Annotated in this window: 13 protein-coding genes; 3 read left to right on the top strand and 10 right to left on the bottom strand. The window is 44.2% G+C overall.

Features of this window, described 5'->3' with window-relative positions:
• Positions 1-595: 595 nt before the first annotated feature.
• The 4 genes from MKY54_RS05890 to MKY54_RS05875 all read right to left on the bottom strand — a co-directional run bounded on the left by MKY54_RS05890 (position 596) and on the right by MKY54_RS05875 (position 5150).
• Positions 596-1162 (bottom strand): histidine phosphatase family protein, encoded by a 567-nt coding sequence (locus MKY54_RS05890; protein ID WP_076129545.1) that lies wholly within the window; start codon positions 1160-1162, stop codon positions 596-598.
• Positions 1163-1793: 631 nt separating this feature from the next.
• The gene (locus tag MKY54_RS05885) at positions 1794-3095 is read right to left on the bottom strand and encodes an MFS transporter (RefSeq protein ID WP_076303368.1); all 1302 of its coding nucleotides are present in this window, start codon (positions 3093-3095) and stop codon (positions 1794-1796) included.
• Between the two features lie 74 nt (positions 3096-3169).
• A complete protein-coding gene (locus MKY54_RS05880; protein WP_076220633.1) occupies positions 3170-4321 on the bottom strand; it encodes a winged helix-turn-helix domain-containing protein in 1152 nt (383 codons plus the stop codon).
• 148 nt (positions 4322-4469) lie between these two features.
• On the bottom strand, positions 4470-5150 hold the full coding sequence (locus MKY54_RS05875) for a YjgB family protein (protein ID WP_339189895.1): 681 nt from the start codon (positions 5148-5150) through the stop codon (positions 4470-4472).
• A gap of 453 nt (positions 5151-5603) precedes the next feature.
• Between MKY54_RS05875 and MKY54_RS05870 the strand changes: the two genes are divergently transcribed.
• The 3 genes from MKY54_RS05870 to MKY54_RS05860 are packed head-to-tail and all read left to right on the top strand — an operon-like array spanning position 5604 to position 8846.
• Positions 5604-6230: a sigma-70 family RNA polymerase sigma factor gene (locus MKY54_RS05870; protein ID WP_339189894.1), complete on the top strand. Its 627-nt coding sequence runs from the start codon at positions 5604-5606 to the stop codon at positions 6228-6230.
• Entirely contained in the window at positions 6227-6565 is a 339-nt protein-coding gene (locus MKY54_RS05865; protein ID WP_076129549.1) for a hypothetical protein, read from the top strand. Before MKY54_RS05870 ends, MKY54_RS05865 begins: the two co-directional genes overlap by 4 nt.
• Complete coding sequence (locus MKY54_RS05860; protein WP_076303370.1) at positions 6555-8846, top strand: carboxypeptidase-like regulatory domain-containing protein; 2292 nt, start codon at positions 6555-6557, stop codon at positions 8844-8846. The genes MKY54_RS05865 and MKY54_RS05860 overlap by 11 nt, the downstream gene beginning before the upstream one ends.
• Positions 8847-8923: 77 nt before the next feature.
• Here MKY54_RS05860 and MKY54_RS05855 read toward each other — a convergent pair whose 3' ends face one another.
• The 6 genes from MKY54_RS05855 to MKY54_RS05830 all read right to left on the bottom strand — a co-directional run bounded on the left by MKY54_RS05855 (position 8924) and on the right by MKY54_RS05830 (position 13736).
• Positions 8924-9733: an SDR family oxidoreductase gene (locus tag MKY54_RS05855; RefSeq protein ID WP_076129551.1), complete on the bottom strand. Its 810-nt coding sequence runs from the start codon at positions 9731-9733 to the stop codon at positions 8924-8926.
• A gap of 46 nt (positions 9734-9779) precedes the next feature.
• Positions 9780-10232 (bottom strand): MarR family transcriptional regulator, encoded by a 453-nt coding sequence (locus MKY54_RS05850; RefSeq protein WP_175620021.1) that lies wholly within the window; start codon positions 10230-10232, stop codon positions 9780-9782.
• Between the two features lie 99 nt (positions 10233-10331).
• Complete coding sequence (locus MKY54_RS05845) at positions 10332-10871, bottom strand: RDD family protein (RefSeq protein ID WP_076145486.1); 540 nt, start codon at positions 10869-10871, stop codon at positions 10332-10334.
• A 35-nt stretch (positions 10872-10906) separates the two neighbouring features.
• Positions 10907-11434 carry a hypothetical protein gene (locus MKY54_RS05840; RefSeq protein WP_076129554.1) on the bottom strand — a complete coding sequence of 176 codons (528 nt, stop codon included), beginning with the start codon at positions 11432-11434 and terminating at the stop codon, positions 10907-10909.
• A 4-nt stretch (positions 11435-11438) separates the two neighbouring features.
• Entirely contained in the window at positions 11439-11738 is a 300-nt protein-coding gene (locus tag MKY54_RS05835; protein WP_081386495.1) for a hypothetical protein, read from the bottom strand.
• A gap of 147 nt (positions 11739-11885) precedes the next feature.
• A complete protein-coding gene (locus tag MKY54_RS05830; protein ID WP_076303446.1) occupies positions 11886-13736 on the bottom strand; it encodes an ABC-F family ATP-binding cassette domain-containing protein in 1851 nt (616 codons plus the stop codon).
• Positions 13737-13980: the final 244 nt, after the last annotated feature.

The raw sequence follows: 13980 nt of genomic DNA, 5'->3' as shown, positions 1-13980 counted from the left end.
GTATTTACGTGTACGTAGTTACGCGTATGTAGTTACGTGTACGTAGTTACGCGTATGTAGTTACGTGTACTTATACATGCACGTATTTACACAAGCGTATTTACACGTACTTATACCTGTACGCATTTACACAAACGTATTTACACGTACTTATACCTGTACGCATTTACACAAACGTATTTACGTGTACTTATACCTGTACGCATTTATGCGTACTTATTTACCTGTACATAGTTACATGTACGTAATTTACGCGTACTTATTTATCAGTACGTAGTTACGTGTACGTAGTTACACGTACCCATTTACGTGTATCTATTTATCTGTACGCAATTACACGTGCGTATTTACGCGTGTGAAGCCGCTATCGGACACAGCTGACCTTATATGCAGCAATTCCCCACTTTTGGGATGAGAACGGACCCCAGAGTCGCTATTGGTATAAAAAATACCCAATAAGGTGCTCTTTTTAAGGAATAACGACGTTGGAGTCCGAAACCATGCTCCAAAGGCTAATAATCTGTGAATAATGTCAACTGAGTCCGTAAGTCTCAGGTTGATGATACTCGAGGTGCCTGTAGGCAGCCCCCAATAATCATAACCGCTCCACACCCACTAACGTTCCGCCTGTGAACTCCATTTTATAAATATCCGGCTTTGTGGTTTGAAGTAAAAAATTCAGATCATATTTGGCATCAAAATAGTTCATCATAAGCGTCATGACTGCACCGTGAGTTCCAATAGCAACCTTTTGACCGCTGTGATTACTCAGAATTTCTGCCAGTACACTAACTGAACGCTTCTGACACGCATGAATGGATTCCCCACCAACTGGGACAAAATCCGGATCTTCAAACATTTTTGCCAGTAATGGATACAGTTCCTGATCAGTCATAATCGTACTTCCGTCCGAGAAATGGATCTCCCGCAGGTCTTCAACACTTTGAATCTCTGCTCCTAACTCCTGCGCCAATCCAGAAATCGTATGTATAGCCCGAAGGTATGGACTTGAATAGAAGACTTGAATTCCTTCCAGACGTAATTTTTCCGTTATCTTGCGGGCATCTGCCTCCCCCTTCGCGGTTAGTCCGCGAGTCCTTTCAGTTCCTCCGGGCAGTTTGGGCGACTCACCGTGCCTCACCATATAAATAAAAGTAGCCATCCTTTCCCTCCTTTCCCTCCTTTACCTCTACAAATTCTAATGTTCTAACCAATCTCCTCTACATACTAAAAAAGCCCTTATGGACGAGAAACTGTCCTATCGGGCTAGGTAATATTGTAACTTATAACGTTTCGTGCAGCAGTTGCTTTAGATCACAAAGTAATAACTTATTGAGAGGTCACTTATTAAGGAGATACTTATTGAGAAGTCACTTATTGAGATATCACTTATTGAGATATCGCTCACTGAGAAGTCACATATTAAGGCGACTATGACTAAGGAGACTATTAATTGCACTATATACAACTATTAAGCGGTAAAAGAGGCCTCCTGAGCAAATAAGTGTACTCTGTGCAACTAAAAATCATCTTTCCTAGACTAAAAGGGAGAAAATCAAATAATAACTGCACAAAGTACAACTAAATCCCAGTTCGATCGCTGAAAGAGAATTTAACTGCACATTCTGCAACTAAATGCTAGAAAGTCACGCTAGTTTCTCTCTCCCACTCAAACTTTCTAGTCCGCTAGGGATCGGCTAGAGAGTCACCCAAGATTCTCTCTCACACTCAAGCTTCCTAGTCCCGCAAGCGATCGGCTAGGTAGCACGCTAGCTAGACTAGCGTGCTACCTCCTAGCCCCCCTCCATCACCTCAACTGTCCTAGATTGCTCCGCAGAGCTATCGCTCTTCTCTTTCTGCGTAGGCCACAGCACGCGCCCGAATGCGATGCCCAGCACACCAATCAGAGCGATTACGATGCCAAAATTCAAAAAGATACGGCTAGGCCCAGCAACCTGCACCATCACTCCGCCAAGGAGTGGCGCGCCGATCATAACACCGCTAAGAATGGTACTCTGAATACCGAACACACGCCCTGTCATGTGCGGGGGTGTTTCTTTTTGCAGACAATAATTGAAGGTGATCATAAACATTCCATTCCCGAGACCCAATAAAAATCCTAGCAGCAATACAGTAAGGATGGAGACTCCCGGCTGAAGCAGGCCCAGCCCTCCGACCGATATACCAATAAGCGCGTAACCCGTACCCAGCTTCCAGCCGTAGCCTGTTCCCCTGTTCAATTTGTTCAGGACCATGATCATGAATACAGCCCCCACGCCTGTTGCCGCAACAAGCCAGCCCAGCATAGATTCCTCAGAAGGTGCAATAATTCTGAATAGACTAGTGAACTGGAAATCGATCATCTGAATGGCCAACGCACCAACTAAACCAAACAGCATGCTGTTTAGAAGCAGTCTGCTGCGCAGCATAAAGCTCCAGCCTTCTTTCCACATCGTGCGGAGAGCAACACGCTCCTCTTGATCCCCCTTACCTTCTGTGCGAACTTGTTCTACATCACTTTTCTTAACTGTAAGTAGGAGCAAATAGGAACAGCCTCTGAGACAAGCATTGATTAATATACACCACTGTGGCGTAAGAACAGACAACGCGAAGCCGCCCAGTAAAGGTCCCGCGATTTTCGAGCCTTGATTCACAAGCCCATTAAGCGAGGTGGCTTGGAGCAGCTGGTCTTCTCTAACCATACTACGGGTCATCGACTGCTGAGCAGGCACGTTTAACGTAGAAATGGCAGCACGCAACATCAGTAATGGGAGCAACCACACCATACTGGGTGCAAATAATACGAATACGGTTAACAGTGCCGTAAGCAGATCACACATTCGCATCAGCTTCAGCTTGTTCAGTCGGTCAGCCACTACCCCTGCGAACGAGCCCAGCAAAATCCCCGGCAAAGCTATGGAGACCGGAATCAAAGCCAGCATTAGCGGGCTGGCCTGCCAGCGGTACCCTACGAGTACCTGAATCGCCAAGGCGTCAAACCAATCCCCAAAGGTCGCTGTCGCAAATGCGCTGTACACACGCATATACACCTTGTTCTTAAGCAGGCTCGTGCCTGCTTGTGTTGAAGCATTCATTAAACATTCCTCCAAATTACAATTAAGAACTTATTAGCATGACCTTAATGTAATGGAGAATTGTCAGAGAATTATCAGGGGGCGGTCACAAGGTTCGTAAGCACGGTATCCAAGGATTGTTCTAACCGATGGAACCCCCGCTCTTCCTTCTCTCGTTCAAATAAATTCACATATTTGCGATACAAAGCTGGCTTGGGTGGAAATTGGTTACAATAGTGAACAATTCGGTATAATGCATATATCCGCATCGGCACGAACCCTGACATCTCAAGCACCTGAAGTGCCTCATCCAACAGTTGCTCGGCTTCACGCCAAGACTGGCGCCGCAGAAACCACAAGCCCCTTGCAACTTTATAACTGCCGATCTCACGCAAATAAGGTTTCTCCAGCAAAAGCGCTTCAATGTCTGTTGCCATCCGTTCTATTACGTGATCTTCTGTTCCCATCCACAAGTGTGCAAGCATTTCTGAGGTCGCCGTAATAGGAATGAAACTCTCATACCCCGGCTCTTTAATCACTTCATATGTTAGCTTTAGTCGTTCCAATGCTTTTTCCGGTTGCCCAGCCAGTATGTACAAATCCAGAATATTAAGGATCTCCACTTCTCGATGCTGAGGCGGCAAAAGAATCTTTTTCTCAAGGACTAACTCGCAGAACTCTAGTTTTTTCTTAGGATCACCCAATAGAACATAACAGATTAATAAGGAATAAAACCGTTCCTCTATCCCCACCTCGGTTGTGTTCAGCAGCCAATCCAAATCTCCCTGTACAAAATGAATATAGATCGAATAAAACGGATCCATCGCATACCCCAAAACATCCTGTTGGCGTGCGAGGATTAACATCGAGCGACCTTGGCCATATAGGTGATATTTCTTGAATACTTCCCGCATCGTCTTTTGCATCTCTAAGTCATATGTAGTCGGATTGGCCATAGCAGCTGAGGGCTCCTGCATAGTCAGACTATAACCAAATCCCCGAACAGTCTTAATATCTAAGTCTTGAAGCTTGCCTAGCTTTTTACGAAGCCGATAAATATGATCATCTACCGTTCGCTCTACCGGATATTCAAGCGGCCATACTTTATCTAACAGTTGTTCTCGACTGAATGTACGCCCTCTATTTTTGTACAAGAACTGAAAAAGCGTAAATTCTTTTGGGAATAATTCTATCGTTATCCCTTCTGCGGTCACTTTATATTCACTTTCATTTAATTCCAGCTGCATGATAGAACCTCACTTTCCCCGAACCCGCTCATTGGTTTCATTATAACAGTCCGTCCAAGGCCTACTCCACCTCAAAAAAGAACATACAAAAAGAGCAACCCACAGATTCCTCTGCATGATTGCTCTCTCCTCTTCTAACCCATGCCACTTACCCAGCCATATTGTTAAAAGAATCCTGTTCACTAAATACGGATATGTGATCTACTGTACCGGTCGAGCTTGGAATAATAAATTTGAGCTGGTATTGGTCATTGGCTTGATAGGTGTAAATCTTATCCTCTCCGTTCACTTTGGTATCGTCAGGCTTACCGAGTGTTGCCTCAATTTGCTTCAGCGTCAGCTTTTGCAGCGCGGAATCACTTGAACGAACATCGAAGATTAAACTTCCTTTATTAAATCCAAACACGACATGTTTGTCAGTATAGGTTGCATAAATACCTTTTCCCGCTGACTCCTGTTGATCAGGTTTGCCCCAATCCGCTTCGACCTCATCAATGAGTCCGGTATGAGCGGCATATTTTACACCAGGCACCTTCCCTTTTTTGGCAAGCTCGAGTAACTCTTTAAGCTGTTTGTCGCTATTTTGTGAATTTGAGCTGGTTGAATCTTTATCAGTCTCCGTAGGGGAGGAAGTCGCTGCTGGTGCAGTTGCTGCTGGGGTGCTTGCTGGACTAACTTCCGGCTCAGAGGTTGCTGTTACAGCCGTTTCTGTTGGCGCCGTTGCCTGGGATTCTGAATTCCCCGCCTCATTATTCGAACTGCATCCAGCAAGCCCAATCATTCCTGTGAGCAGGATAGAGCCTGCTATTAATTTTATCTGTACTGACATGATGTCATCTCCTTAGTGGATTACCTTAAAGTCGACTTGCAAAAAATGAAACTGAACATACAGACGAGGTGAAAATCAAATAGTTGCAGGATAGCGGCAATTTTTCTGGCCAACCCTCTTTTACCCATATCTACAAATATAAATTCATACACACTCTATTTTTCTACATAAAACCCTTTTTTCCGACACCTAACTCAAGTAAGTTTCTCTTTTAAAATCTCCACATAACTCCATTTAACTATAAACTCGTGAACTCATAAGCTCATAAACTCATGAACCATATGACCTTAGACGTCATTCCCTGCCTCGAAGGTTTCATTGCAGAACGTACAATAGAAAGGAGATCATCCTGCTTAAAAAGCAATCCATTGCATTCTGTGCAATAGATTCCAACAGTAAACCCATATCCGGCGTTCCTGCGTCCTTCTGAGTACACGAACTGTAATGCGACATTTGTTGAAGAATTTTCCATTCAAACGCAACCTTAATCCTCCAAGCCGCATCTTATTAGTAAAGGGAGGGGAGCTGCATCTGAATATTATAGAGAGAATTGTGGCAAAAGATGAGTCAGCTCTCCGCCTGTTAATGGACGAATATGGAGATATGCTGCTGCGAACCGCTTCTTTACTGCTTAAAGATAGACAAAGTGCCGAAGAAGCGGTACAAGATACTTTTATTCAAGCTTATACCAAAATGAGTCAGTTACAGGAGCCGGACCGGCTGAAGGCATGGCTGATACGGATAGTGGTCAATCGCTGCCGCATGAGGCAACGGACTTGGAGCTGGCGTAATATTTTCCCGGCGGGAGGGTCAGAGCTGCAAACCAACGGGGATGCTGACTTCACAGCCGGAGCAGAAGAGCTTTTTATGGTGGAATGGCATAATGTCAGGCTCACCGAGTCCCTGAAAAATCTCGATTATCTATACCGGGAATGTCTAACTTTATATTACTTTCATGAGATGAGCATCCGGGAAATTTCCGAGCAATTAAATACATCTGAAAATACGATCAAATCCAGACTCGCCAGAGGCCGGACGCTCTTAAAAAAGATTTTGGTGAAGGAGGGACATTTCTTATGAATACAGAACGCGATGTGGTCAAAAAGCAGCTTGATGAAGAATTAAAAAACCTCCAGTTCACTGGACACGACCGGGTCATTAAGCAGACTCACCCTCCAACCTTTGGAGCCCGTTTATTGGCGCTGTGGAATAAGGAAATTGAGATCCCTGTCAAACCTATAGGTGCGATCGGTGCCATTATTCTAATCGTTTCGCTGACCCTGCATCAGCCAGAGATTAAACAACAGCCACAACAAAACACCCCGCAGCGTGCGAACCGAGAACTAATCGAAGCTGGAGGAAATACGTATTGGAAGGATATCTACGAGCAGGCGGTGAAAAAACATGAGAATTAAGATAAAAATCAAACATCTGGTGTTATTCGTGTTGCTCCCTGCCTCCCTGCTTATTCTTCTGTTTAACTTCTTACCTTCACAGGCGCAGATAGATCAGAGCACAGCTATTCAATCTAACATAGCTAGGACTGATCTTCTGCAAAAGCTGGCTTCCACAACCGGGAGTAAACGTATGGAGCTAATCCGCACAAACATCCTTGATAAGGATCACAGCTATGATCCCTACAGATATGACGTTAATGTCAGTCCTTCGATGAGCCAGTGGAGTAATGATGAAACCCAGCGTTCCGGTTTATTACCGGAGGACATAGTACCTTTACTTGAGGAATATATCCTTGAGGGGCCTTCGGATAATACACGTATATTTGCGGCTAAGCAGTTAGCTTATGAATATGATGCTCTTGGCCGAAAGGAAGATGGAGATCAAGCGCTAATCACCGCAGCGAAACCGTTAAACAGCAGCTCCTCTGTAGCTAAACAGCTGGAGCTCCTTCGAGCGGAGCGAGCCCTAAATAGTGGCGATATAACAACCGCTGAAACAATTCTTGAACAAACCCCCTTTCCATCCGAGTCTCAGGAAGAGCTAAACGCACAAAAGGCATGGCTTACCGGGCGTTTACTCTTTACAAAAGGCGAAGCGCAGGAAGCACTTACCGTAGTAAACGATGGCTTGGAGAGCTACAAAAAATTCTGGCAGGATATTCATAAACAAATGAACGCTGCCACCAGCAGTTCGAACGAAGGCTCCAGAGACAATACAGGATCAGCAGCAGCACCAGAAGCTGGGACTTCGGATACTGAAAGACAGCTGGAATCGCTTCGAACCGCAATTCAGTCTGCTATAGATATGGGAAATACTTCAACTGCTGTCGTCTCCGGTACCCTTACAAGAAGCGATGGCACCCCAGTTCCGCGGGCTGGTATTTTTCTCCGCGCTGAAAGCGAAGTTAACCATAGCATCACTTCTGCTGAACCCTACCGAATCGTCACAGATACTGAAGGACGTTTCGAATTTCACGGTGTGATTCCGGGCTTTTATCAGTTACAGCTTGGACTTGGCTATGATCAGATCGACGGCTGGACTTGGCCTGTACAATATGACGATTGGATTGAAGTTAAACCAGATGACGGGTTGAATGAGAGCATAGTTCTACAACCTCTGCTTGAGCTGCAGTCTCCCATTAATCAGGAAACCCTAACAGGCAAGACCATAGATTTCCGCTGGAAATCTGTTGAAGGAGCAGCTTACTATCGTTTAAGCGGTGGCGGGGAGGGGGCCGTGTTGGGCGTACAAATTCGGGATCGTATTGTAGATAACCATATCTCCATTCCTGTAGAAGAACTTTACGATGGCGGCGGTTTTTCCTATGGCAGCAGTGGAGATGGCTGGGAATCTATTGATCCCCTCTCCCTTCTCGGATTTATGAATCCCGAAGTGCGCTTTTCTTGGAATATTGAAGCCTTAGATGCAGATGGACACTTGATTACCCGCAGTAATGGCTACAGATTGAACGAAGACACCGTCGGCAATCTGCCGTTCTTTTATCTCAAGGAAAGAGAGCTTACTACGGCTGACCAACTCTTACTGGATAAGAAAACGGATCAGGCACTAGAAATGTACCAAAAAAATATTGCCGATGACCCACAGGATGTTCATGCCCTGCACATGCTAGTAAAGTTGATGCTGGCAAAATCATCTCTCACAAAGGATACAACATTAGAAGATAAGGCGATTCCTTTACTCGAAAAGCTAATACAACTACAGCCTTCTACTAATTACGCCTTCACATTATCGCAGTACTATTTTGACCATGCGGACTGGAAGTCGTATAACGAATATTATTCCTACTACAACGAACTAAACCGACCCAATACTAACGGTTATGTACTTTCTATTAACGCCACAGCCCTCATGCAACAAGGGAAGCTGGAAGAAGCTCGTAAACAATTCGCGATCGCCCTAAAGTATGATGATAGCCATCGTTTTATTGGCAGCTTTTTGGCGGCAGAATTATACGCTGGTGAATCACTCTCTTCGGTAATGACACTTGCTGAGCGTTATCCTGAACACAGCTTTGGTCATAGTGGATACCGTTGGCCACAAATGATTAAACAACTGTTAGCGGAACGAAAAAATCAACCTAAAGTCTTTGACCAAGAGTTAAAAGAGAAGCTTGGATGGTATGTGAATGGTCAAACTGATGAGTTAAAGCAATGGATCGCAAATGCCAAACCCTCCGCTTTGAAGACCTTTATGCAGGCAGTTTTAGAGGTAAGCTAATTCATTAAAATAAACAAAAATCCGGTCCCGCTCGACAAATTCGAGCATGGACCGGATTTTTAATTACACATAATCTTTTATTTAGATTTAGCTTCCATCATGTAATTCTGGAAATCCGTGATACTTGGGTTAGACATATAGTGGCCACCCTCTACTTCAATCGTTTGGCCTGTGATGAATTTGGATTCATCCGATGCCAGGAACAAAACCGTATTGCCGATATCATCAGCTTCACCGTGATAAGGAAGCGCGTTGAATTTTTGGAAAATATCCAATACCGCTGGCGGCATATTTCTTGCAGCGGCAGGTGTTAGGATCAGCCCTGGTGCCACCCCGTTACAACGGATTTTGTCTTTACCATATTGTGTAGCGATGTAACGAGTAAGGTTCACAACAGCTGCCTTAGAGGAGCCATAAGCAGTACGCAATGAATCCCCTGCGAATGCTGACATCGAAGCTGTGTTAATGATCGAGCCTCCGCCCGCTTTAATCATATGAGGAATAGCAAACCGGCTGCCTAACAGAACACTTTTGGTATTTACGTTCATCAGGCGATCCCACTCTTCCAAATCTATATTGACCACATCAAGGTCTTTTTGCAGATTAGTTAGACCTACATTATTAAACAATATTGTGATGGTGCCATACTGAGCAACTGTGAAGTCAACAGCTTCCTTGATCGAATCCGCTTGGGAGGCATCTAAGAAAAGACCTTCAGCTTCTCCGCCTTCATTTTTAATCTTAGATGCTGCTTCTTTGGCTGCTTCCACATTAAAATCGGCAATAACAACCTTTGCTCCTTCTCTAGCTAATAGAGTGGCAGCTGATAAGCCAATACCTGAAGCGCCTCCAGTTACTAATGCAACTTTACCTTGAACTCTTCCCATATTCATACCCCTTTATAATGTTATTGTGCTTCTAAGATGACTTGGTTTATGTTTCAGAGCTATCAAAGCTCGTTAACAACTTCTCATAGATTTTCAAGAATTGCTGCAGTTCCTCCTCATTGAGCTTTTGGAACATTTCAGCTCTTAGCTCCTGTCCCTTAAGCTGTGCTTCCTTCAGAACGTCTTTTCCTTTGTCCGTGATAGATAGAAGTACATTCCGTCGATCATCTTCGTTATATTTTCGCTCGGCCATCTCCTGCTTAATCAGGCGATTAGCAATGTTAGTCATTGCTCCCGGCGTATATCCTAGTCTCTTAGCCAAAATAGTCTGCTTCAAGGGGCCTTTTTTATTCAATTCGCCCAAGACTAGAACTGGAGATATCCCAATATTGTGATCAAATGCGTTCATCCATCGGACAATAACTTCATTCGTAAATAATTCAACTGCATGTATTAGCTTAAAAATATCTGGATTTTCCAAGAGGTTCTCCTTTGGCATTCATGATGATCGGCTGCTTATAAAAGTATTTTAACACTAAAATATTTAATAGTAAAATACCTAATATTAAAAAAAAGAATGCTTGGTGAAAAGCATTCTTCAAATTGCGGATTTCTCAACAACATAAGTGCCAGCCAGCAAATCGTGAATCGCACGTTTACGGCGATGTAATCCAACCAACAAGTAATCCACCAGCATGATTGGACCCAGGATTTGAGTGAGGTCAAAAGCCAAATCCGACCATAAGGATAATTTGGCGGAAATAACGGTAAAGTCATAGCTGCTGACCGCAATTACCATTGAAAGAATCATACTAATCATTCGGAAAACATTTCGAATCAGAGCTTCCTTCACTGTAGGGTAATTCCCTTGCTCATTGACAATTTTTATTTTTAAGATCAGCTTCCCTGGAGTTCCGCCAAATCTAACGATCATAAAGATATCAAATGCGATAAACAAAATGTACTCCAGGATAATAGGTATCTCCGAGTGTAATGAAACAGCTAATGAATTAAGTATCAAGTATACGATAACCCCAGGTATTCCAATGACCAAGAAATCAAGAATGGAAGCCAGCACTCTTTTCCAAAAGCCTATAAAATTCTCCTGATCCAAATGCTCGGGTAGAATGTTATCCATGCAAGCACTCCTCTCTCTATCATTTACTTTGTCGCTCAATCCCTATTTAACAATCCCTTCCTCAGATGCTCTTGGATAATGGACTCCAGCTCTTTGTTATTTTTCACAATTACCCGTTTATCAGACAGAGTATCCGTTAACTCTATAATCCTATGTGCGGCCTCATGATCATATCCACGGTTCCATTCAAAAATCATCACATAGAGATTCTTAAATGACTGCTTGTAATTTGCTTGCTCTAAACCCAGTCTTGTTTTTATAAACCTTGTAAACACTCTCAAATCCCTGATCACTTTATTAGGATTCAAAATAACGATTAAGTCAGCAGCTTTAAAACTCTCTTGTCCCCATTTGTAATGTGCGCCTTCCAGAATCCATGAGGGTTTATCAAGGATTTCCTCCAACTGAGCATCCCTTGCTTCAACTGAAAAGCGCAAATTCTCGGCACTTCTGTCCCATACCAAGTTGTCAGTCTCGTAATACTCTACACCGTATTTTCTAGATAACTCCCGGGCGATATAGGATTTGCCGCTGCCGCAAGCTCCAATGATTCTAATCTTCATAAGCTCAGCCTAGCCCTATCGGCAGGATTATTAGTCCTATAGAAATTACGGTGATTATTCTTGTGGTGAGGAGCGTTAGCTTTTTATTTTTCTCTGATTTATACCAGCCCTTAAACTGAAAATGATTCCGGTACAGCATAAAAAATACAAATAAATTCCCGAGTCCCATACTCCAGTTATACACGGGCTGACCAAATATCAATTGATAAATCAATCTTTCTGCCCAACCCAAAACTAACAAAGTCAGCACAAGCAATATACACAAGCGAAGTAATTCCAATATAAAAGAGCCCAATTTCAGCAATTCTGCAATCATCCTCTCAAGGTTTCTTTATCGCTAAAAAAATCCACATTCCTCCAAATTATACACCTTACACCTTACGACTCCTACCTAAAAACACAACCTGCCCAAGATAAATTCATCCTGAGCAAGGTTGTGTTTTTTATCAGCTTAGGAGGATAAGGGTTTCCCCTCGCCCCTTAGTTCCTGTATTTGTCGCTGCAAATTAACGATTTCCGCCACTAGCGCTGCATTCTCCGCCTCAGAATCCACACTGCTACTCTGAATCAGCTGATTCAGACGCAGCTGCAGGAGGGCAAGGTTATCCTCCCGAGCCTGTTCTATACCAGTAAGCAGACGGGTTCTGTCTTTTGCGAAGTATTCAGCATACGTTCCTTGAAAAAACTTTGGTGCCTGAGACGGCTCTAAAATCACCAAGCGATTAGCCACTTTAGAGTGAAGATAACGGTCATGCGAGACCATTACTAACCCGCCGGGATACACCATAAGTGCCTCTTCTACTCGTTCCCTAGTGTCAATATCCAGATAATTAGTGGGTTCATCTAAAACCAATAAATTCGCTTTTCCAAAATACAACTTGAGGAAAGCCACACGGCATTTCTCCCCCAGACTCAAATCCCCAATCCGTTTAAATACATCGTCCCGCGTAAATAAAAAGCAACCCAGAATTGTCCGCGCCTCCGTCTGGGTCATTCCCGGCAGTTCAAGCAGGCTATCCAGAATCGTAGAGTTCATTTCTAAGTTATCTAGCTCTTGTGCAAAATAACCGATTGTCGTCCGTGGATGCAGCCGCACTTCACCTTTTGTAGGCTTATTGATCCCTGCAATCAATTTCAGCAGCGTAGACTTTCCAACACCATTAGGACCCAGAATAGACAGTCGGTCTCCCCGGTTTAGCGACAAACTGAAATCCCTAAGAAAAGGCGCACTCCCCTGATAGGCAAACTCTATCTCACGGAGTGTCAGTAAAGAATCTGCCAGAAACTCTTCGCTTACCAGCTTCATCTTCAGCTTGCCAGTCTCATGGGGCAATTCTACACGGTTCTTATTTAACCGTTCCAGCGCAGCTTCCTTGGCATGGAAACGAGACACATTTTTCTTGGATTTCGAACGCAGAAAATCATTTTGTCCGGCAGCACGATGCGCTTGCTGGAACCATTCTGCATACCGCCTAATGCTCTCCAGCAGCTTCTCCTTTTCTTGCTCCTGCTTTTTATATTGTCCCTCCAATGTTCTCAGCTCTATAGTCTTCTGCTCCCGGTACTGTGTATATCCACCCGAATAACGCCGGCATCCCTCCGGACTAAGCTCCAGCACAGACGTCGCAGTTCGATCAATAAATGTACGATCATGTGATACATAAAACACGGTTCCAGGGTAGTTGCACACCCAATGCTCCAACCACTCCATCGATTCTCCATCTATGTGATTGGTCGGTTCATCCAGAATCAATAGCTTGGGCTGCCGGGCTAATAATGCTGCTAATTGCACCCGTGTCTTTTGCCCTCCACTAAGTGAGGCGTATGGCAAATCCCAGACTGCATGTTCAAGCTTGAGCTGCTTTAGACTTTTTTCCGCTTTGACCTCCCAGCCATATCCATCAAGCTGCAAGTAACGATCGTACACCTCTGCATATTCAGCCAATTCAGCTTCGTTATCAGCTTTCTGCTCCTGCAGTCTCTGACTGAGGGCTTCCAGCTGGCGTTTTAATTCAGGCAGCTGTGCTGACCCTGAAAGAACGTAGTCCAATGCGGTTACTTCCCCCGGTACCTCAAGCTGTTGATCGAGCACACCCCATTCTTCAGATGGCAAACCATGATAGATACTTCCCTCTTCAAAAGTAAGCCGACCGATCAGCCCCTTAAGCAGTGTGGTTTTGCCAATCCCGTTTCGTCCGAATAAAAGCACGCGCTCTCCCTCTGCTATCTCAAAGGATACCTCCTTAAATAAAGGGATCCCATTCCATTCCTTACGTAAATTCTTCACTTTAATTATAGTCATCTTTCATTCCTCCGATTTCATTGCAAATAAAAAACCGCAGCCAACGGTCTGCGGTCGAATAGCGTATGAAGGGGGAATGTGCCCAGACATGGATAGACTACGGCCGTGTTCACCTGCTGGATGCAGAGTAAACCAACACAATAGATAGAACTATCCATATAAAAGCATCGTAAGACCCCCGACCGACACACGTATCCCTGACCGTTATCACCCTGCGCGGGTGCTCCGTGACTTGTGCATATGC

The organism is Paenibacillus sp. FSL P2-0121, assembly GCF_037975345.1.
GTDB lineage: Bacteria > Bacillota > Bacilli > Paenibacillales > Paenibacillaceae > Paenibacillus_AQ > Paenibacillus_AQ odorifer.
Note: the sequence above shows the minus strand (reverse complement) of the source record. Positions and strands in the feature narration are given on the sequence as shown.